A 22,742-nucleotide genomic window follows, 5' to 3' on the forward strand; every position below is an offset into this window, starting at 1 on the left:
CAAAGCGGTAAGCAAAAAAAGAAAAGTAAAAACCGGCAGTCAAAAAGACTGCCGGTTTTTTTTAAAGCCAAATATTAAGCCAACTCGCTGCGCACAGTGCGCGCCGCTTCCACCATGTTCAATAGGGAGGAGCCCACTTCGGCCCAGCTGCGGGTTTTTAAGCCACAATCTGGGTTCACCCAAAGCCGCTGTATCGGCACTACTTCGGCAATTTTCTTTAGACGCTCAACCAGCTCCTCCCGCTCAGGCACATTAGGGGAGTGGATATCGTAAATTCCCGGCCCTATTTCATTGGGGTAACCGCCATTCCTATCGGCAAAAGCACTGAGCAGACGCAGGTCTGAGCGGGCGGATTCGATAGTAATGACATCCGCATCCAAGGAGACAATCGCCTCCATGATTGCATTGAAATTGCTATAACACATATGGGTGTGAATCTGGGTTTCCGCTTTTACCTCGCTACAGGTAAAACGAAAACATCCCACCGCCCAGGCAAAATAATCAGCATGCTCGGATTCACGCAGGGGAACCCCCTCGCGCAGCGCCGGCTCATCAATCTGAATAATTCCTATACCCGCATTCTCAAGATCCAATACTTCCTGGCGTAATGCCTCGGCAATCTGCAAGCAACTTTCACTTCGGTGGATGTCCTCACGAGGGAAGGACCAGTTGAGAATCGTCACTGGACCTGTGAGCATGCCTTTTACCGGCCTTTGGGTCAGGCTCTGGGCATAGCGGCTCCACTCCACCGTCATAGCCTGTGGACGAGAAATGTCACCGAAAATAATGGGCGGTTTTACACAGCGGGACCCATAGCTCTGTACCCAACCATTGCCAGTATGCACAAACCCCTGCAGTTGCTCGCCAAAATACTCCACCATATCGTTGCGTTCGGCTTCACCGTGTACCAACACATCCAAGCCAAGAATTTCCTGGCGACGGATCGCCTCGGCAATCTCCGCACGCAAATGCTGGGTGTAATCCGACTCACTGATCTCACCGCTGCGATGCTGGCGGCGTACCTTGCGCAATAGGTCCGTTTGTGGGAAAGAACCGATCGTGGTGGTCGGCAACAGTGGTAACTGCCAGCGTTTTTCCTGCAGTACCGCGCGCTCCTGATAGCGCTGTGCACGCCAGCTGTCCTGTAAGCGCTCAGTGACGGAGTTGCCGGCGATAGGATTCTCTACAGGAGTGGCCGTTGATGGAACTGGCTCGGCCAATAGTTTTTGCAACTGGGCCAACTCCGCTAACTTCTGGCGACTGAAGGCAAGCTTTTGTTTTTGCTCAGCCGGCAACGATGTTTCGGTATCCAGGTCCACCGGACTGTGCAGTAGTGAACAGCTGGCCGAAACCCATAGGCGCTCGCCCAAACGATCCGCCAGAGGCTTCAGCAGTGAGTGCCACTTCCGCAAATCCGCTCGCCAAACATTGCGGCCATTCAGTACCCCCGCGGAAAGTACCTGATCTTCCCCAAGCAACTGCGCGGCTTCCGCAAGCTCCTCTGGCGCCCGTACGCAGTCAATGTGTACTCCCGCAACCGGCAGGGAAAAAGCCAACTGCAGGTTTTCCCGCAACGGGGAAAAATAGGTCGTCAGCAACAATTGTAAATTTGCCGTGTGGTTGAGTTGGGCATACACAGCGTGAAACGCTTTGCGCCACTGCTCTGGCAAATCCAAGCCGAGAATCGGCTCATCAATTTGCACCCACTCCACCCCCAGGCTTTCAAACTGGGAAAACAGCTCGGCATAGCAGGGCAATAGATTGGCGAGCAAATCCAGAACATCATCAACACCCCGCCCCAACCAGAGGTAAGTGAGCGGCCCGAGAACCACCGGCTTGGCCTTATAACCCTGGGATTGTGCTTCACGTATTTCTTCCAGCAACCAATTACTATCCAGGGCAAAAGTTTGCTTCTCGTGAAGCTCTGGCACTAAATAGTGATAATTGGTATCGAACCACTTGGTCATGGCACTCGCCGCAACCGGTTGACCGGAGGGCGCGCGGCCGCGGGCCAGACGAAAGTACTGGTCCAATTTATTGTTCGCAGCCCCTTCGGCAAAGCGCTCAGCAACCACACCAAACATCAGCGAATGATTGAGCACCTGGTCATACCAGGCAAAATCGCCAACCGTCACTAAATTAAGCCCCTCACTTGCCTGGGCCTGCCAGTTCTCCCGGCGAATACTCTCACCAACCTCCAGTAGCCGCTGCTGAGATATTTCACCGCGCCAATAGGCTTCCTGAGCTTTCTTTAGTTCGCGATCAGCGCCGATGCGCGGATAACCAAGGACATGCGTTTGCACCATTTTCTACTTTCCCAAGTCCGTTCCTGTGAGAGGGGCCAAGCCCTTTTTTCCTGCCCACACATGTCGGCGCTATTTGTCTACCGATTGCGGCTTCACCACTTGTGAGGCTTAGACTTGATTGTGTGCCTGCAATGTTATTCAATCAATTTCATATTTTTTGCCATAAACATGAATAATTTTAATGATGATAGAAATGCGCCATCTGCGTGCCCTCTCTGTTCTGCGTGAGACTGGCAGCCTGGTGCGCGCCGCTGAGCATCTACACCTGACCCAATCGGCCCTCTCACATCTATTCCGGGAAATGGAGGAGCGCCACAACCTGCCACTATTTGTGCGTAAATCCCGCCCGCTGCGCTTTACCAGCGCCGGCTTGCGCCTGCTGCAGCTGGCCGATGACATATTGCCGCGCGCGGCTCTAGCCCAGCGAGACTTGGCACGGCTGGCCTCCGGCCAGTCGGGACGCTTGAATATCGCCATCGAATGCCACAGCTGTTACCAGTGGTTGATGCCGGCTTTGAATACTTATCGCGACGACTGGCCCGAGGTGGAGCTGGATCTGTGCAGTGGCTTTCACTTCGCACCGCTACCAGCCCTTACCCGCGGTGACTTGGATCTGGTGGTCACCTCTAATCCAGACCGGGATTTGAAAGGCATCCACTATCAGCCACTATTCAGCTTTGAGATGTGCCTAGCACTCAGCCGCAAACATCCCCTATTGCAAGATGATGCCAAACGCCGCTGGGTGACTCCCGGGGAGTTGGCCGGGGAGGTACAGATCACTTACCCGGTGGAGCGGGAGCGGCTGGATATTTTCCAGAATTTCCTCGAGCCCGCTGGCATCGAGCCCGCGGGTGTACGCACGGCAGAGTTGACGGTTATGATGGTGCAGCTGGTAGCCAGTGGCCGGGGTGTCTGCGCTCTGCCCAACTGGGCCTTGCACGAATATCTGCAAAAAGGATTTGTGGCGCAGCTGCGTCTGGGAAAAAAGGGTCTATGGAGTACCCTTTATGCCGCCGTACGCGAGGAAATGCTGGAGCAAGCCTATGCCGCTGACTTTCTGCGGACCGCCCGGGATACCTGTTTTAGCCATCTAAACGGGATTCGCGCAGCGAGTTAAGCGGACTAGCCACTACTATCAGCAACAGATAACTGGAGCGGGTGCACACGCCCGCCGCAACCTAACGCCCGCGCTGGGCGCTGCTTTACAGGAGACGTTCTATGTCCACAACGAATGATCGCTGGAACTCAGTGAGTAAAGGCTTACATTGGCTGTTTGTGATTCTACTACTGGCGGTATGGGGCGCCGTAGAGCTGCACGAATTCTTTGAACGCGACGATCCAATGCGCGGCTGGTTTATGCGCCTGCACTTCTCTCTGGGTGTCGCGGTGTTAATGCTGCTGGCAGTTCGTCTCTACTGGCGTGCGCGCCACAAGCGCCCGCAGATCCAGGGCCGCTCCTGGCAGAAGGCCTTATCCAACCTGACCCATGGTGCTCTCTACTTGGTTTTACTGGCAATGCCGGTTTCCGGTATCGCGATGCGTCAGCTGTTCGGCAGGGATACAGAGTTTTTTGGCCTTTTTGCCCTACCGCGCCTACTGGCAGAGAATTCAGACCTGGGCAAACAGCTCGGCTTCCTGCATAAGGATGTTCTGTGGCCGGCCCTGCTGATATTGGTGGGACTGCATATCGCCGCCGCGCTCTGGCACCACTTCGTCATGCGCGACAGCACTCTGACCCGTATGCTACCGCAGCGCTAAGCACAGCTACCCTAGATTTGCGGCATAAAAAACGGCGCTATAAGCGCCGTTTTTTATGCCTCGGGATTCCCAGGGAAAAGATTACTCCCCGCCATTATCCCGTTTGAACTTGGGCTTGCCCTTGGGTTTGCCCTTGGGCTTACCTTTTGGTTTGCCCTTCGCCTTAACGGCCGACTCATCGAAACGGGAAATCTTCATGGGCTTACCAGCCACCCGTACCTTCTTCAGATGCTGGAAAATTTCCTTGGGCATACCTTCCGGAAGGTCCACGGTGGTGAAGTCTCCATAGATCTCAATACGACCTATAAAGGAACTATCCAGATCCACCTCGTTGGCAATGGCACCAACGATACCACCCGGACGCACACCGTGCTCGCGACCAACTTCGATACGGTAGCGCTCCAGCCCCTCATCGGGTGCTGGCATCTTGCGGTCTTTTTCATAACCGTCTTTCTTACGACGACGCCCTTCAAAATCATCGTCCCGCTCGCGGCGTTCTCTTTCCCTGCGCGGCTTGGACTCTTGCTCTTTGATCAGCAGCGGCTGGTCACCCTGGGCCATGGAGGCCAAGGCAGCAGCGACATCCAGTGGGTCCACTTCATTCTGGGCGAGGAATTCCTCCACCAGCAAGCGGTAGGGTGCCAAGTCTGTCTGGCCTTCCAGGGTTGCGGTAATACGCTCGCGGAAGCGCTGCATACGGGCACTATTAACCATCTCGGCACTGGGTAACTCCAGCTTCTCAATGGGTTTCTTGGTGGCCTTCTCAATAACACGTAGCATACGGCGTTCACGCGGCGCCACAAACAAGATGGCATCCCCTTCACGACCGGCGCGGCCGGTACGGCCGATACGATGAATATAGGCTTCGGTATCGTAAGGGATGTCGTAGTTGATCACGTGGCTGATACGCTTCACATCCAGTCCTCGCGCTGCCACATCAGTGGCCACAACGATATCGAGCTTGCCGTTCTTAAGCTTATCGATTACCTGCTCGCGCAGGTTCTGCGCCATATCGCCATTCAGGGCGGCACTGGCAAAACCGCGCGCGGCCAGCTTGTCTGCAAGCTCAACAGTGCTGTTTTTGGTGCGTACGAAAATAATCGTGGCATCTACTGGCTCGGCTTCGAGGATACGAGTCAGGGCATCCAGTTTATGCAAACCGCCCACGGGCCAGTAGCGCTGGCGGATGGTCTCCGCAGTCTCTTGCTTGACACGGATTTTGACTTCAACCGGCTCGTGTAAATGCTCGCGAGCTATCCGAGCGATCTCTTTGGGCATGGTGGCGGAGAACAGCGCGATCTGGCGCTCTTCCGGAATCTGTTCCAATACCCACTGCACATCGTCGATAAAACCCATGCGCAACATTTCATCGGCCTCATCCAGCACCAAGGTACTCAGATTGGAGAGATCCAGGGAACCGCGACGCATATGATCCATCACTCGGCCAGGGGTACCCACCACTAGCTGCACACCGCGTTTTAATTGTTGGATCTGTCCACGATAGTCGGCACCGCCATAAATTGGAGCCACGTGGAAGCCTTTCAGGTTAGAAGCATAAGCCTGGCACGCCTCAGCTACCTGGATAGCCAATTCACGAGTCGGCGCTAGTACCAAAGCTTGAGGCCGACGGTTTTTCAGATCCAGTTTGGACAGTAAAGGCAGTGCAAAAGCAGCTGTTTTGCCGGTGCCGGTCTGGGCCTGGCCCAGCACATCGCGATTCTCCAACAGGGAGGGGATTGTCTGTGCCTGAATCGGAGAGGGGGTCTCATAGCCCAGTTTTTCGATGGCAGTTAGGATTTCAGGCGGCAGGCCCAGCTGGTCGAAGCCGGCCGGTTTTGGGGTATCGGTCATTTCGGAATTCACTTGAAGCCTAAGTCCCTGTCGTGGGACCGGAGCGGTGGGTCAAAAGGTCGCGCAGTCTAACAGGTTAGGCGTCCCAGATCAGCCTGTTTTTTAAGCAGATATCAGAAGAAAGCCACAACAGCTGCGAAATCTCGGCCCCACAGTGGGAGAATGATAGAAGAGAAAAGACCAGGCAGGGGCCGCAATCTAGTGAAAAAACCACTGAACACTCATTTTGCATCGGTCCTGATATTAGTGCCGACAGGCTTTGATAGCGGCAAAATGGAGTCTTTTCTACCAACTTCCTTCAAGCGGGCACAAACCCTGTCCACTGTCGACTTAAGCCCCCGGGAAAAGCTGCCATCCACCTGTGTGCGCTCATACAGATAAGTATGAAAACGCCGGAAAAAATTGATGTCTACCGGCTCTGGCTGTTTCCAGAAACTAGAAAGGCTGCCCTGGTGCGTCAAACCCGGCAAATCATATAAGGACCGCCCCATTACCTTGGTAGGCACCTTGTGAAGCAGTGCGGAAATGCCCACAGTACTGTTGATAGTTACCACACCCCTTGTATGGTCCAACAAGGTCGGTAAATGCAGATCATGACAATAAATCACCCGCCCACTTATCCGATAACGCGCTTCCAGTACACTGATCAGCCTTTGATAGTGGCAAAAGCCGCGGTCCATCGGATGGTGCTTAAAAACAATGACCGTATCTTCAGGCGCATTTCGTGCAAAAGATTTACACACGACATCTATCGCATTCTCAATCGAGAGCAGGTCAGAATGCTTGCGCAACTGAAAATCATCGCAGGTCTGCAGAGGAAACAAGTAAAAACGGCCACTGTACTTTCCAGTCATCTGGCGGATAAGGCCGCGTTCGTTGAACTTATAGAGCCCCTTACGATAAAAGCTTCTCAGCCAACAGACGCCTTCCTGTAACCAACTGCGATTCCGGTGATGGCGATAACTGGCAAACTCTGATTGGGCAAAACGCATAGCCAAGTAATAAGCAGATGCGAAGTAGGCACGCCGCCAAAAAGTATGACCAACGGGAGGCGCCGGGGTACAGCCTCTAGGTAGATATTGATCTATTGCCTGCCTGGACCAATCAGTTGAGGAAAAAGCATTAACCCCACCCCACTCCATAGTGACAAAATCGGGGCGCAGATAGCCTTCCTCGAAAACGATAAAAGCAACTCCCATCGATTGGCATACTTTTTTGGCGCTTTCATGCAGCCTTCTGCAGTCGCCATATGCAAAAACCGTATCAGCGCCATGCTCAGAAAGATAACGACGAAAAAAAGATGGCCAGTCAGTTTCTCTACCGGTGAAATCTACTTGGTAGTTCCCCCAGCCAAAGTAGCGATCACCTCCATTGAAGTTGATCTTGTGGGTAACAACACCGAGTTGCGAAAACCGCTTTGCCAGCTGGGCAAAAAACGGGCCATGCGGTCCCTGTAAGAATACTGCCACAGACATGAATAGGCCTACTCCGGAGTCACCCTACTAGGGGCATTGAAACTGAATAATGAAACATCAAGGGTACGATCGATAACTCATCACATACAAACCACTGCTATAGCAGACCAATAAACATCGCAACAAGAAACACAAAGCTGGTCATTCAATAGCCCCAAAATTTCCAAATAAAAAACGAACATCGTTTGTACAGGCACTAATTCAGCGGCATAAACAGGTCTTCAGGATACATTACCGCAAATTTATCCATCAGGCGATAGCCTGAAAAGCCACCTTTAGAGACAAGTTTGCCCGTTAAATAACGATGCGGGCCTGTGGATACTTCTCTGCTAAATTGATGCAGATTCAAAATTCATTTCAGTAATGGGGTTGGAAGCAGACTCTATAGGAACCGGAATAGACACCAGTAGCCTTCACTTTATATATAGCAGAACAGATGACTCACTGAGATTGCTCATTTGAAGAGTGTGGCGTACTTCACGGACGGCTATTCTAGAGAGTAAAGAAAATAATGCCAAGACAGCCTATTACACGAGGAGCTCGCTAGCAATGTTCGTCTCTAGCAGGTTTAAAATCCTCTAATATATTTCAAATAACTTGATGCGCACTCACTTTTTCAAGAGCTAACTTTTTCTCTGCACTACTGACCCAACTTAAAATAAAATGTATTTCAATCGATTGCACTCAGAATTATTCAGACTCAAGTATTTTGGAAGCCATCACACTTTTAGCACGATTAAAGGTACCAAAATAGTTACTCTGTTCTCCTCCCTCTGTTTTCCGGCTATCAATCTTCCTCAACGCCTTCTTCCATATCCACTCAAATAGCAACGCGGTTGATCTCGGAAAAGGGGTGAACAAGGGGTTAAATGGGTTATCACGCGCCTGCATCCAAACCGTCATTCGGTGTGACTTTTGTAGCGCCCTACCACGGCAATGGAAACCATAAACATTGCCAATGATAAGCGTATTTTTCGGCACGGATAGCTTCTCCACTTTAAAACCCATTTCAGCCAGTTCCGGAGCACTTACGCGAAATGAGCCATCCCAATAGCGCCCTGGAGCACGATCGGCTCCTTTCTTGCATGCTTCCAAACTCTGCCTGTATTCCCATTTGAGCCGCCTCCATGTCAACCGGTGGGAACCGGGAACATAAACAAATGAGCCATTAGTATCTGAAGAATCATCTATGTATAACCAGGCTTTTACACATGGATGAAAGGTGTCTGCATGCAAATCTCGCTGAGGATCTGGACGTGGAGTGACGTTCGCATGGTTACATAAATTTTCAATATAAAAGAGTGGTGGTCGATTCTTTGAAGAGCAATAACGCATCAATCTATCCAAACCTTTATGGGAATAAAGCCTTTGAAAGTTTGGTGTTTTAGTTCTCTCCGTAGAGTCCATAAAGACCCGTTGAGTAATGGTAGTTCCCTCAATAACCTCTCTGACAGGGGCCTTCAGCTCAATCAACTCTTTAGTCAAGCGCTGAAACTCAGCCTGAGAAAGAAAATTTTTCTTAAGTAAAAAACCATTACGTATGAATTCACGTCGATCTTCTGAGGAGACCAAAGGAGATAATAGTAAAAGACGAAATCGAAAAAGCAGGTGGGCCAGAATAACTCTGATCACATGTAACCCACAGCGATTTAAAAAGCTATTGCCCAGCAGGGGATTATTCTTAAAGCTTTTACCCCAGCTGAGCAACTCAAAAATCCACTTTGGTACTTTCCAGCTTAGCCCAACCATAGAACGCCACATAACACTCCCCAAATTAAAATATGTTCTAAGCAGGTTTTAACCCTCACAAAAAAGAGGGAGGCCCAACAAAATCAAACACTCAAAACCGACTTATATTTATTGCCACATCAATAGATAAAAAGTATTGAACTGAAATTCAATACTTTAAAAATCGACTCCGATACCAACGAAACATCTGCAAGAAAAAGCTCGCCGATTGATCGGGTTTGCGGTTTTTTTGCAAGATCTCAATGTTGGTTTTTGCATCAATAAATTCACCGCTCACCGGATCCACATATACAGGATAGAAAAGTAGAGTACCAGCGATTAATTGCTCCAAACTTAACGCTCTTTGCCGCCGAAGTTTAAAAGACTGCAAATCGAAAGCGTCATATACTGGCGCACTGAGAAGTATATCTTCTGTAAGCCCCCAACCAGCATAAAAAGGAAGCCCATAAGTTACCACTTTGATTTCTCGCAACAAAGCCTCAAAACCACACAGTGAACTCATGGTATGCACTTCATCCACTTTATCCAAAAGCAGAGAAATATCACCTTTTTCAATTAAACTGTCGTAAAGGGATTTTGCACCTACAGGCATCCCCCCTTCTCTTGCACCTTCAACAACATCTGGGTGGGGTTTATAGATAATATGGGCACTAGGATTTCTTGTCCTCACCTCTTTCAACAAAGCATAGTTACTTTTTATTAGCGGCGATCCAGTGGCAATGGAAGCATCACTCTCAACTTGACCGGGAATTAGAATAATTTTTTTATCCCTTGGAATCTCCAGCTCATAAGGTGACAATTCTTGACCAATGTTATATTTAGTTACTCTTTTATTTATTAAATTATCTCGCAATATTTTTGCTTGAATTAAACTTTCCGATGAAAATCTAGCACTATTGAGATACACTTCCAGATCACTGGAATAGCGGGCATCAAAATAAATACCACACGCATCCAGCACCAATGAGCTTGGTTTTACCAAGTCAGCACCCAAACCCGCTGAGCGTAGAAAACCATCTTCAACTCTCCATAAATTTAATTGATTTTGTTGACACTGCTCAACCAAAGTATCTGTAACCTTACTAGCCCACACCAAAATATTGGTATTAGGTCTGGTTATTGCAGCCCTATCAAGAGATCTGAAGAAAGTAATCCTAGATTTATCCCCCAAAAAATTGGGAATAAAACTGCGTTTCCATGGGGAAAATCCAATTCCTAACCATGTCCCCTGAAAACGTTGCCACTGTCTTTTTTGTTCCAAAATCAATGACAACGTATCTTCAAATTCGCATATAACACCCGTATAAGGATTGATATAACGGCAATAGCGAAGATAGGCCGCACAGAAAATTTCAGCCAGTGTTCGTTTTACATTGCGTCTGTTAACAAGCTGGCGATCCTTTGTGAGCCCCCAGCCTGCATAGAAAGGAACACCAAAACAGTGCACTTCCTTACCTGCGATCAATGCATCAAAACCCAGCTGACTGGTAACTACATAGACTTTTTCAACGCGGTCAAATATTGACCATGGAGATAAATCCTGTCCAATAATCCTACAGCCTTTTTGCTTTGCAAGCTCTTGCAAATAACCACGTTTTCTTCCTGAAATAACGTCAGGATGCACTTTGACACAGATCTCAGCACCTGGATTTTCAGTAATCGCACTTCGCAGCATTTCCCGGAAGTGCCTCTCGGAAGCCAACCCAGCGGTTATTGATATATCACCATAAGTCTGGTCTACCACCAGGATCGCCGGACGCTCATCTGCTAAATCCAGGGGGATGTCAACCGATTTGTTATATTTGCACAAACGGTGGGTACGAAGAAGATGAAGTCCATTTTCAGCCCTATTGAGTTCTTCAACGCTAAAATCACTCGCACTGATCAAGCCCTCAAGATCACTGGGGCGAGAGGCGTCGTAATAAATACCGCTATAGTCCATGACCAAACTATGCGCTTGTGCTCCCTCCACTCCCAATCCCAGAGAGCGTAAAAAACCATCCTCAATACAGAAGTAAGGAAGTCCATTCCGTGTGGCTATTCGCTTTGCCTTTATCGACGTAGCCTTGAGCCCCCAGCCCACCATTTGGCTTACGTTTCTATTAGGTCTGGAAAATACATATTGACACTTAGCGCCAAGAAAACGCTCTAGGGTACGCATTCTGCTAAGTCCTAAAGAGCAGTGCCCAACTACAGGCATTTTTTTGCCTCACTCAGCAGTTTTCCTCTTAAAGCATCATCAGCTGCCAATTGTAAAATGCCTTCTATCCAGAGTGATGGCTCCATAGGTAATAGAATTCCATTCTCCTGATGTCGAACCACCTTACCGTAGATATCCCCCTCAGCATAAATGCCCACCGCACCTGCCTGCGTAATATCATAAAATTTGGTATGGGATCTTGCCCTATTGAAGGGGCTATCCAAAAGAGGAGCTAAGCCTATAGATCGTCCCGGCCTTCGCAGTAAGGATAAATAAGTAGGCCATTTCATAGGGTACAGTACCCGCACTCTTGGTACACCACTAAATAAACGATTTACATGTTTATCCCCAATAATCTCAAAACTCAGATCCGGATTTTCCGCCATTACTTCTTTAATAATTTGATAGAGCCAGTTGATATCCTCATAGTGGGACGCTGATCCATGATAGAAAATAGAAAGTTGCTGTCCTTTATCTAGATCTAGTGGCTCTGCCGACAATAACTCAGGGGACCAATCCCGATATTTACTCTGTAGAAATGGAGTTGAGACCAGTAATTTCGCCCCTATAGACTTTAGCCAACGTTGTTTGGACCAGCTATAGCGCAGGATTTTGGCCTGATAGCGCACTGGCATCCTCGCGAAGGCCGACCAATCCAACAAATCATCATCAAGAAATATCGAAACGCCAGATAACTTGCTTAAATTCTGTTGTATCAGTGATTGCCAGGAACGAGAAATATAACGTACAAAAATGAGCTGCGCCCCTTTGAGCTCACCTTCAGAAGGAAGCTCATTGAAATTCAAGCGCTTGATATTTACCCCAAGCTTGCGTAAGTAGGGAATAACAAAGTAATCGGTCGAGGGATTAGGCCCCTCCTCTACAACGATCCAACGGCTGACTACTTCCATTCATACTCCAATAGTTCAGGTAAATATAGGGTCATCACTTAAAAGGAAATATGATTGGCAGTAGTATCAAAACTGTAATTGAATAGGCAATTGTGAGGGGTAAGCCTGCACGTAAGAAGTCACGTAAATGATAACCACCCAAGTTTTGTACAATTAAATTAGTTTGATAGCCAAAAGGTGTCAGGAAGCTTGCACTGGCCCCATAGGCTACAGCCATCACAAACGGCATCCAACTAACGCCAAAGCTATCGGCTAAACTCCAGGCTAATGGAAATGTGAGCGCCGCTGCAGCATTATTGGTCATCAATTCGGTTAACAACAGAGTTAACAAAAAAATACCAATAACCCCAACAAATGGCCCGGCCCCCTGGAGTGAATCTCGCATTGACAGAGCAAGACTATCTGCCAGTCCACTACCGGAGAAAGCTTCTGCTAAGACTAACGCACTGGCAATAATGATCCAGATCTGGAATGGAAAGCGCCGCTGTAGTTCAGTGGTAGTAACGATGTTCAATATCACCATAAAACCTAGCAATACCACCAAGCCTTTTAGTAGTGAAAAAAACCCCAGAGCTGATCCTGCCACAACACTCGCAAACCCCAGCCCCAGTAACCAGCTGTCCCTAGAAGTTAGTTGGCGCTGTACATCAGTACCACTGATTACATAGAAGTTCTTATCAATATTACGATGGTGCTTAAAATCCTGTCCTACCGCTAAAAGTAAGGCATCTCCGGGTTGAAGCTCAATCTCACCAAGCTTTCCGGACAGGCGATCTCCGCCTCGGCGCATTGCCACCACGGCTGCATCGAAACGAGTTCGAAACTGACAACTTTTTAAGGTTTCACCGACGATACTGGAATTGGGAGTTAGAACGACCTCTGTCAGGTCCATATGCAGAGTATCATCATCCAATGCAAACAAATGCAGCCCCTCTATAGCCTGGAGCCTTTGTATGTCACGTACATCACCACTAAAAATCAGCTTGTCACCACTACGAATAAGTTCGGTGGGGGCCACAGGGCTAATACTCTGCCCTCCACGGACAATCTCGATTAGGTAAAGTGTTTCCAGTTGGCGCAAATTGTTTTGCTCGACACTACGACCATCCAACGGTGAAGCGGGAGTGACTTCAGCCTCCAACAAATATTGAGCCGCCTCCTCCTCTACAGTGCCTCCTTCAGGGAGCAGACGATTGCATAGAAACAATACTACCAGCCCGACCACAACCGCAGCACTACCAATAGGTAGGAAAGCAAAAAAGTCCAGTGACGCTTCCCCCCTATCCAGAACAAAGCTATTCACAATCAAATTTGTGGAGGTACCTATCAGTGTCAGCGTACCACCGAGAATAGCCGCATAAGATAACGGCAACAGCAGCTTGCCTGAGGGGTGGCGCTTCTGAGCCTTAACGCTGGATGCCAACGCCGCGACAATAGCTGTATTATTTAAAAAAGCAGAGCTCAAGGCTGTAGCACAAGTAAGTCTTAGTAAGCTGGATTTCAACCTACCACCGATCAATCCATCAGAGATCGCCCTGAGCCAGCGTGCTTTCTCCAAACCAATAGAGATTAGTAGTAACACGACCAATGTCACCAAGCCAGGGTTAACCGCTTTTTGTAGCACCGACTCGGCTGGAACCAAACCGGTCAAAAAACATACAGTAGCAGCAGAGGCAAAAACCAGAGAGGGACGAACGCGACTAAAAATCAAGGTAAAGATAACTAGAACGAAAGTGCCGGCAACAAAGAATTGGGAGAAAGTCATAAAGTTGGAGTGTCGCTCTGGTAACCTAGGTAGATACTTCACCTGATAGATATCTTTGGCAAAGGCAAACTATACTAAATCTGTTGCCAACACCCAACGATTAGCTTATCCCCCATCCTCGAGATTAACTCAGCTCTTCTATCAAAGGAGTTCATACCGTCACGTTATTCAGAGAACTCCTTAGAGAGACTAATAAGGGAGCCGGTTCTCAATACCGCAAACATGATTCTCACCGCAAAAGTTACAATCTGGTTAAAACATAACCACATAAAGCAATATACCAACCCAGAGGGTCATCATAGGATAAATTGATTTCGTCCGTGAACACTCATTAAAACCTCATATGAAATTTGGCAATGAGTATGAAAGCGGCTGTATGATAGGGAGTATCAGCTATTAATCTATATACTATCATATATACAAAATCTTATTGATAGCTGGGAACTTACTCATCTCGTGATCGAGCGATTTAGGGGGTCAGCTCTATAGAGCCGGCATATTCGGTCAACCTGAGATATAGGACAAACTGATATTACATCTACAAAAGACTTAGAAGCTTAAAACAAATCCTAAATTTTAGTTTAACCCTCATCGAGCTTTCTTTCAGTTTTTTCGTACTCCTAAACTGGAGCGCTTTACATCCTGAGTAGCTACTCAAATACTATAGTCAGAATAAATTTTTCGGTCTTGACAGACAAGCAACCGAGCAAACCATAACCCCCTGACATTTGTCGTCGGATTTTATCATTCAACGCCACAAAGGGGCTTTTGTTCTCTCATTTAGTCCTAGAGAAAAATCCTCTCTTGTGTGAGTCAAGAATGGACTGTAGTAAGGGTCTTTTCCCTCATCTGTAGACCACCGTGTCTTCAAACTCATTGCCTCACGATCAAATCGAGCCCGTTTTGTTGGCGTATTATCAATACCGCGACTGATAGATTCATGGTGATACATTTCTGCCCAAGGCGTCCATAAATTACGATAACCAGCTTCCTTAACCTTCAAACAGAAATCAACATCATTGAAAGCCACCTCAAAATGTTCTTCGTCTAACCCACCAACAGTTTCATAAATACTCTTGCGTACCACTAAGCAAGCCGCTGTAACCGCGGAGAAATTTTGTGTACACATCAGACGATTCATATATCCTTCTTCATGGCGATGATAGAACTTATGAGCATGACCTGCTAATCGCCCCAGACCAATAACGACACCAGCGTGTTGTATACGGCCATCACCATAATACAATTTGGCACCAACACAGCCTATATCTGGCCTTAAGGCATGGGAAACCATTTCATTCAGCCAGTCAGGAGAAATCACTTCGATATCATTGTTTATCAGGCCTATGATATCACCACGAACATGTTGGACGCCAAAGTTGTTGATTGCCGAGTAATTAAAAGGTGCATCGTACTTAAGTACCCTAACATTGGGATATCTTTTCAACGCAGACAAATATTTTAGTGTTTTCGGATCAACACTTTGGTTATCCAGAACCAGTATTTCGTAGTTTCTATAGATGGTCCGACAAACAATACTTTCGATGCATTGACGAAGTATCGATAACATATCTCGAGTGGGGATCAAAAGAGAAACCAGGGGTTCTTCTTTTTGAAGAGGCCAACGAACTTTAAGTACCTTATGATTTTTAATAGCCTTTACTTCAACATTCCTACGTCCTACATCATTTAAATACGCCTTTAAAATATGCTGGCTCTTTTGTAGATAGCTTGTATTATCAAAGGATTTCTGCCTGTGAAAAAGGACTCTGGGAACATGGATAATTTCCCGTTGCGGTTTCTTTATCTTTCGTAAAGCCAGGAGAAATAACGAATAATCCCATGCCTCTTCAGAAAATAATTTATAAATTTCAGAGAACTCTACCAAGCCGGGAGCAAAAAGGACAAATTCACCAATATAATTTCTTGAAAAGAAAAGATCAGGATTCCAAGCAGGCTTGAAATCAGGCAGACATCTTTTCCCAGCTTCATTAAGAAAATCCTCATCCGCATAGATTAGTTTTGCATGCGGCTTGCTCTGCAAGACATACTGTAGACAAGTGAGTGCTTTGGAGGCAAGTGATGCACGCGGAGGACATAAAAGTTGATAAGTATCAAAAGAAATAAGATTTGAAAATTGATTTATAGATATAGATTTATCAAACCATTTAATTTGATTATTTACACTCACAATTTCATCAAGCACATTAAAAGTGTCTCTTTTAATGTCATCTGAAAGCAAAATAAACAATTTCCAAGTTTTATAATCTTGGTCCAGAATAGAATCTATGGTACTTCTAATAGAGTCCAGGGAGTCACTTTTATTAATGGGCATTAACAATAAAAATTTAACTTTATCAGAGGAATCAAGCGAATCGGGCCAAAACGTTGGTTCTATTTTATTAACCCAATCTCTATAAGAAACCCGCACCCCAGCTGGTCTAAATGTGGCATCGTAACAAGCCCAGCGATTTGTGAGCCTGAATGGCACTTGTAATTGGCGGCGTTTGAGTCGTGAACGCATTCGATCACGAGCAAAAAGTAACGACACACGAACAAGGGTTAATTGGCGAATGGTAAATTTGCACTCAGTTTGAGCAGGAGAAAATTGTAGTTCCTCTCCTCCCCTGGCAAACCAAAGCAAACGCTTGGATATACGCCCATTACGAACAGGCAAACGAAGATATTGGGACCTTCGTCGACCTTGATGTTGAAGTATAAAACTAGAGTCTAAGTAGCTATGATCCGACTCAATTAAAACTTCTACCATGTACCAACCACGAGAAAACTCACCATTAGTAATAGAAAATTTAGATTGACGAGAGGTAGATTTTCCAATAATACAACCATCAATACTTTTATTGATTTTGATGCCTTGAAGCGGCCGCAACAATGGTCGTAGGTCGTATCTAGTAAAATGAGGAACAGTAATTCTTAAATGTTTAGACTCCATATACATCCCCACAAGCTCCCATTATATGAACTATGCATCTCAGGCTAATACTGCGTATTAACTTTAAAATATTATTAATAATTATTCACAAAAAAACCCAAAGAGATTGATAATTCTTGGGCGAATTAACTGCAGAAAAAGTTCCATGGATCATTTTACAACTCAAATCATTAAGAAAAGTCATACAAAAACCGGGAGGTAAAAATGGATGCCAGAAATACCAACTTAACATTTTTTCCATAACACTTAGGCCGACTATATAATTTTTTTAAATATAATATGATGTCGATATAACAAAAAATAAGATTATTAACAACCATCTTTTAAGCGTCAAAATTAATTGTCAACCTTAATATTTATAATTATTTGAGCTGCCATCTATCTAATACCCTTTATATCAGAGACAAATAGAGTGTTCGATTGAATACAAAGCACGACAAAACCAATCACCCTCTATGGACCAGCAATCAAGTATAAACATAAATCACCATAAAAACTTTATGAGGAATTTTATGCCACAATCGACTCTAAAGGGCTTCTAACTAAAAATTCGAGAATGTTACTAGAGGCTGTTTCATAACTTATCTCGCAATTACAGAGAAAAAAGTCCAGTAATAGTGAGCCGATTCAAGTCAGAGTTAACCGATGATCAATGGAGATTGATCGAACCTTGTCTTCCTGAGTTAAAACGAGGAAAGGGAGGCCCAAAACCCATTGATAATCGAGCCTGTTTTGAAGGCATCCTGTGGGTTTTGCGTTCTGGAGCGCGATGGAAAGATCTTCCCTCACACTATCCATCACCGAGTACATGCTGGAGAAGGCTTCAATTTTGGGAAGATCATGGAGCTTGGTTACAGGCATGGAGAAGATTCCTGGAGCTGGTGGATCAACAGTCTTTACTTAACTGGGAGGAGGTCTTTTCTTATGGCAGCTTTGCACCAGCAAAAAAGGGGGCTTCGAAGTCGGGGAAACCAAATTACTTCGGCCTCACCAGCAGAAGTAAAGTTATTACACCCATTACTTGATGTTACGTATAAAAATACAAAGATCCATCGCTTAGTTTATGATAAAGCGGCGGAGTCTGATTCACTTCGAGATAGGCTGTTAAGTCGTGGAATCGACCTTATCTGTCCACATAGGAGAAATAGGAAAAAAGCCTCAAGGCTGGATGGTAGGAAGCTTAGAAGGTATACTCGCCGTTAGGAAGTTGAGCGGACTTTTGCGTGGTTGGGAAATTACCACCGTTTGGTTGTTAGATGGGAGCGATATTTGTCCACTTATCGTGCTTTTTTCTATATTGCATGCATGTTAATTACGATAAAGAAGTTATGAAATAGCTTCTAGTGATGGAAGCTATTTCCGCTGTCAACCCACAAATCGATCAATAAACATCCCAATAATATTTGCTTATCAATGAAGCTGTAATTAATTAAGAGCCCGTGTAATAATTAACTCTCATAGCTGCATTCACTTAAAGTCAAATCAAAAATAAATAAGAAACAAATTAACATCCAGCGAAGAACATCGAAAAAGAAATATTTTCAACAAAAATTGAAATCAGAGTGCTCGCATCTAGTTAATATTGAAAACTCATTATAACTCTCTACTTATAAAAAGTATGATATTAAACATAAAAATCAGACCTGACATTTTGTACTGTTTAATTTAAGTATAATCTATCTTGGCATATTTTCTTCTATCTTAAGGGAACAACTTTTATAATTATTTTTTAGCTGATACCTTATTGCTTAAGAATATTGTTAAAAAAACAATATTTGCTCGATTTAAAAAGATTTCGGGCTTTTTCAGGAGGCTTAAGAGAAATATATATTTCCGGAGGGTATGTAAGACGGCTTGGCTGTAAGCAAAAGTCATATAATAAAATACGATACAAGAGGGTGAAAGATTAAATATCAATCCCCCATCAAATACCAAACAGTAACTTTATGTATCACTCATAAATTTTATATTACAGAGGAAATTATTATATTTAATCCAGCTTTAATGTTATATATCGATTAAAATATTTTCTCTTGTATAGAGATTAGGGCATATTTCATAAACTTACCATTTTCAAGGATACAAGCCTTGGAATGCATTCCCGAAGAATTCATCAATACTGAAATTTTAACTGGGTGTTTTACAAGCGTAGTAATAGGATAAAAATGAACTATTTTGTAAAAATACAAGCCACAACTTTAAGTAAATCCAATTTTGATATTTGCATATTTTTCCAGACTACTAACTTCAGCTTTTCCCGAGATAACTTTAGAACATACTCACTGTAGAGGTTAACCATTTGATATAAAAATAATATATCAGGAACCACTGATCCATTAACAAGTACCATAGGCAGTCCATACGCGAATACGCGAATACACAAATCAATTCGCAGCTCCTAGGAAGAATCCATATGATAACATCAAAAGCATTTTTCTGAGACTTAATGTACCTTTATCTTTTATTAATTGACACATTGTAGGATATAAAAACTTAAGCAGAGAAACACTCCGCAAAATACCTTCATTATCGTTCAAAACAACTAATTAATTAGCAGTATTAATGTTTTTAGCGCAATAAAAAATAATTTTCGTTTTAGATTTGACATAGAGGTATATTTCGATAAAATAACTTTTTGGATCTCAGCCGAAAAAATCTAGCCAGAACATTAAGCAATTCAAATTAACAGTGTTTTTCTGGTCAAAAAATTGCGAAGCATACCTACGCAGTTAGTAATCGGACTAGTTAGATGGATATGAAATATATCTTCTATTAATAAGCCTCTAAGTGTCGTTAGTAAGCCAAATATTTTATTGCGGCAAAGATGTCTGTTCAGCTATCTTCGATAGTACTGTTTTTAATCGATCACGCAATACGGTTTCACTAAAGTATTTTCTTGCATGCATACGACCCGCTTTACCAAAATTCAGACGTAGGTCCTTACTCTGAACTAATTCAATTATTCTGTCAGCTACAGAATTTAAATTTTTAAATGGAATCAGGAAGCCAGTCTTTCCATTGACTATTAGCTCTGGTAGAGCCCCCCAGTGATATGCAACAACTGGTAACCCTGCAGCCATTGCCTCCAATACAGTACGCCCGAATGACTCCTGAAAATTTGATAAATTCACCACGATATCCACATTGGATAACGCTTGCCATGGGTAGGCTGTATAGTTATTAAATTCTAAGCATTTTGCTACCTCACCATTGCGCTTCTGAATTTGTAAAGACTTAATATACTCAGTCTCTGGGCCAATCAATTTACAAATTACGGGAATCTCCCGTTGCTCAAGTATATCAGCTAATTCAACAAAATCTGCTAGTCCCTTCTTGGGTAAGTTACTGCTAATAAGGGCAATGGTAATAAGCTTATTGTCAGGAGCAACAGGAGACTGAATAGACACAAATTTGGAGACATTCACTATATTTGGTACCACAACAGTGTTACTTGAAGCTATTTCTCGCTCTACGGCCAGAGAGTTAACTAAAACAATGTCTGCTAATTTACGCACTCGATCAGTGATTAATTCAGGACCCGCGCCCAAAACCCAACAAAGTGCCTCATCTGCGAATGGTAGCTCTCGTACATGCACAATATTAAGGATATTTAGCTGTTGAGCTGCTATCAACGGTTCATCAAGAACTAATGTATTGGCATAAACAGCACGAATATCAAATCTCTTGATCAGGTTCTTAAACTCTTCCAGAGTATGGGAATTAATACTTCGCCCAGCCTTCCACCAGCCATAGGGTATAACTGTAAGTGCTACTGCCTTAGACTTAATAGACTCAACATAGTCAATATTGATAGCGCTTGGTAATACAACAAATAGGTTTACTCCCAATTCGTTTAAGACTTTAAGCACATCTAGTAAGCTACGTTCTGCTCCATATAAGTGCTTGCCAGCCTGGTGTGCACATATTAATAGATTCGGTGCTCCAGAACGCTGAACTTGATTTCCAGGTATTACATCCAGAGATTTTAATCCTTGTACACGGCCCACAGTTAAAAAGTGGAGCAATGCCGGTAAATTTGCCGCCCTGGCCTGAGGGAAGCGATACTCATAGTAAGAGGTACTAAACAATGGGCCTGGATCCTTCCCCTCCGTAGATCCCACCTTCCAATAATGTTCAAATAGATCTACCGGTGCATCTTGCAAATCTGGGTACTGCTCCAAATACCACGCAGGATCAAAATAACCAGACTGCTGTACCAGATCCATAGGGTTAAATAAATTTTCAATTTTTCCGGTGGTACCGATTACGTAGGGAGCCTGGAAAGGCCTAACCTTGGGTATTTCAGGTAAATAAAGATCATTTAGGGACTTAATTTCTGAATGCCAGCGCCTAGCTGCATCCTCATAGTCTTTTCTAACCCCATAATAACGTGTAATAAGGTGGGTCTCCTCACAAAGACTTAAAGAATCCTTGTGAATACGACCAAAGCTAAGAGGTACCCCGGGTAAAATTTCGGTTAAAGCATCCTCCCCAAAATATTTGATAATTCTTAAGTAATACTCAGTATCACTATTAACAGAAACCCTATCCCAATAGCCCAGTGCGTTAAAAACTGAGCGACGAAACATTAAAGAAGAAATATTGCGATAAACCCAACTATCCTCCAATCTCCAGTGCGAAAAAAGAAAATTTTCAGTGGTCCGTACCCAATGAGAGGTACAGGCAACTTTATCAGGATTAGATAATAGGGTGTTAGCCTGATATTCGATCTTTTGAGGGTGTGACCAATCATCGCTATCATGAGTTGTAATTAGGTCACCTTCTGCAACAGAAAGTCCTGTATTACGAGCGGCATAGGTTCCTAAATTTTTGTTATGACGTAGCAATCTAATTACTATACCAGGGCGTAAAGAAGTATTTATTACGTAATTTTGCATTAATTGCCAAGTGTTATCTTCACTGGCATCATCAACAATCAAAATTTCCAAATTTCGCCAAGTTTGCTCACTCAATGAACGAAGTGCCGTAATTAGAGTCCGTTCCGCATTATAAACAGGAACTATCACCGATACTTTCGCTTCCTCACAATTTTTAGCAATAGGTAATGATTTTATCAGATAGAGAGAATCGAGATTTAGAGTAGCATTACATTTTTCATCCAGAGCATATAGCCCATGCTGTAAAAAAACTCTGTTCAGTATTGTTAAACGAGATTCGTCTTGGTTTCTATTGACAAAACCGTTAATGATTCTGAAAGAAATTAAATTAATCTCTGCAAGAGATACATCAATCTTACTTCCAAAACGTCGAGAAAATAATTCAAACGTTTTCTTCGCTATATTCCAATGATTACATTGTAATGCAGCTTCCAATAATAGTAGATAGGGACCGGCATGAGAAGGATAGTAATGATGAGAAGTTAGAAGCAGTTGAAGAGAGTTCAACACCTTCACCCACTCATTATGTACGGCATACCAACGTGCTATGGTCCAGGCTGCATATTGACGCTCTTGTTCTATTGAATTGGTCTCTAATAGAAAATGCTCTAGGCGAGGCAAAAGTATTCTATCGCCTCCCCTCCACAGATGATATTCCCATGCCATAACTCGATTTTGAAAGGGGCGTCGCCCCTCAAATCTACCATAGTTAACATAGTGAATCCAAGGGTTGACTCCTGCAGCGGCAACATCTGGGTAGGTTTTGAGATACCAATCCGAGTCGAACTGTTCGGCAGTAATCAAAAGATCCTCATTCCTCGTAGAATAGGATTTTGAAAGTTTGCCTTTTAGCATACGAAACAAGCGTTTGATACA

Annotated in this window: 12 protein-coding genes; 3 read left to right on the plus strand and 9 right to left on the minus strand. The window is 44.7% G+C overall.

Annotation, left to right across the window (positions count from 1 at the left end):
• Positions 1–74 precede the first annotated feature (74 nt).
• Entirely contained in the window at positions 75–2,306 is a 2,232-nt protein-coding gene (gene metE, locus ACJJIC_RS19595) for a 5-methyltetrahydropteroyltriglutamate--homocysteine S-methyltransferase (RefSeq protein WP_445357704.1), read from the minus strand.
• A gap of 181 nt (positions 2,307–2,487) precedes the next feature.
• Between metE and ACJJIC_RS19600 the strand changes: the two genes are divergently transcribed.
• Entirely contained in the window at positions 2,488–3,423 is a 936-nt protein-coding gene (locus ACJJIC_RS19600; protein WP_444898949.1) for a LysR family transcriptional regulator, read from the plus strand.
• A 101-nt stretch (positions 3,424–3,524) separates the two neighbouring features.
• Positions 3,525–4,064: a cytochrome b gene (locus ACJJIC_RS19605; protein ID WP_444888162.1), complete on the plus strand. Its 540-nt coding sequence runs from the start codon at positions 3,525–3,527 to the stop codon at positions 4,062–4,064.
• A gap of 81 nt (positions 4,065–4,145) precedes the next feature.
• On the opposite strand, the gene ACJJIC_RS19610 is transcribed toward ACJJIC_RS19605, so the two are convergent.
• The 7 genes from ACJJIC_RS19610 to ACJJIC_RS19640 form a co-directional block, all read right to left on the minus strand.
• Positions 4,146–5,915, minus strand: a complete 1,770-nt coding sequence (locus tag ACJJIC_RS19610; protein ID WP_444882590.1) for a DEAD/DEAH box helicase — start codon at positions 5,913–5,915, stop codon at positions 4,146–4,148.
• A gap of 221 nt (positions 5,916–6,136) precedes the next feature.
• Complete coding sequence (locus ACJJIC_RS19615) at positions 6,137–7,390, minus strand: capsule polysaccharide biogenesis protein (RefSeq protein ID WP_445357705.1); 1,254 nt, start codon at positions 7,388–7,390, stop codon at positions 6,137–6,139.
• 690 nt (positions 7,391–8,080) lie between these two features.
• A complete protein-coding gene (locus ACJJIC_RS19620; protein WP_445357706.1) occupies positions 8,081–9,151 on the minus strand; it encodes a phytanoyl-CoA dioxygenase family protein in 1,071 nt (356 codons plus the stop codon).
• A 136-nt stretch (positions 9,152–9,287) separates the two neighbouring features.
• Positions 9,288–11,300: a capsule polysaccharide biogenesis protein gene (locus ACJJIC_RS19625; RefSeq protein WP_445357707.1), complete on the minus strand. Its 2,013-nt coding sequence runs from the start codon at positions 11,298–11,300 to the stop codon at positions 9,288–9,290.
• Between the two features lie 29 nt (positions 11,301–11,329).
• Entirely contained in the window at positions 11,330–12,250 is a 921-nt protein-coding gene (locus tag ACJJIC_RS19630) for a glycosyltransferase (RefSeq protein ID WP_444908848.1), read from the minus strand.
• Positions 12,251–12,284: 34 nt separating this feature from the next.
• Positions 12,285–14,057, minus strand: a complete 1,773-nt coding sequence (locus ACJJIC_RS19635; RefSeq protein WP_444908847.1) for an SLC13 family permease — start codon at positions 14,055–14,057, stop codon at positions 12,285–12,287.
• A gap of 706 nt (positions 14,058–14,763) precedes the next feature.
• Positions 14,764–16,968 (minus strand): glycosyltransferase family 2 protein, encoded by a 2,205-nt coding sequence (locus ACJJIC_RS19640; protein ID WP_445357708.1) that lies wholly within the window; start codon positions 16,966–16,968, stop codon positions 14,764–14,766.
• A gap of 617 nt (positions 16,969–17,585) precedes the next feature.
• On the opposite strand from ACJJIC_RS19640, the gene ACJJIC_RS19645 reads away from it, so the two are divergent.
• Positions 17,586–17,993, plus strand: a complete 408-nt coding sequence (locus tag ACJJIC_RS19645; RefSeq protein ID WP_444908845.1) for a transposase — start codon at positions 17,586–17,588, stop codon at positions 17,991–17,993.
• A 1,785-nt stretch (positions 17,994–19,778) separates the two neighbouring features.
• On the opposite strand, the gene ACJJIC_RS19650 is transcribed toward ACJJIC_RS19645, so the two are convergent.
• Complete coding sequence (locus ACJJIC_RS19650) at positions 19,779–22,670, minus strand: glycosyltransferase (RefSeq protein WP_444908844.1); 2,892 nt, start codon at positions 22,668–22,670, stop codon at positions 19,779–19,781.
• Positions 22,671–22,742: the final 72 nt, after the last annotated feature.

It is taken from the genome of Microbulbifer mixtoriginis (SeqCode) (assembly GCF_052468275.1).

What these genes read in the sequence shown, in the direction of transcription:
- ACJJIC_RS19630 (WP_444908848.1), bottom strand. Translation starts at nt 12,250, where the DNA reads ATGGAAGTAGTCAGCCGTTGGATCGTTGTAGAGGAGGGGCCTAATCCC.
- ACJJIC_RS19620 (WP_445357706.1), bottom strand. Translation starts at nt 9,151, where the DNA reads ATGTGGCGTTCTATGGTTGGGCTAAGCTGGAAAGTACCAAAGTGGATT.
- ACJJIC_RS19605 (WP_444888162.1), top strand. Translation starts at nt 3,525, where the DNA reads ATGTCCACAACGAATGATCGCTGGAACTCAGTGAGTAAAGGCTTACAT.
- ACJJIC_RS19615 (WP_445357705.1), bottom strand. Translation starts at nt 7,390, where the DNA reads ATGTCTGTGGCAGTATTCTTACAGGGACCGCATGGCCCGTTTTTTGCC.
- ACJJIC_RS19625 (WP_445357707.1), bottom strand. Translation starts at nt 11,300, where the DNA reads ATGCGTACCCTAGAGCGTTTTCTTGGCGCTAAGTGTCAATATGTATTT.
- metE (WP_445357704.1), bottom strand. Translation starts at nt 2,306, where the DNA reads ATGGTGCAAACGCATGTCCTTGGTTATCCGCGCATCGGCGCTGATCGC.
- ACJJIC_RS19610 (WP_444882590.1), bottom strand. Translation starts at nt 5,915, where the DNA reads ATGACCGATACCCCAAAACCGGCCGGCTTCGACCAGCTGGGCCTGCCG.
- ACJJIC_RS19600 (WP_444898949.1), top strand. Translation starts at nt 2,488, where the DNA reads ATGATGATAGAAATGCGCCATCTGCGTGCCCTCTCTGTTCTGCGTGAG.
- ACJJIC_RS19640 (WP_445357708.1), bottom strand. Translation starts at nt 16,968, where the DNA reads ATGGAGTCTAAACATTTAAGAATTACTGTTCCTCATTTTACTAGATAC.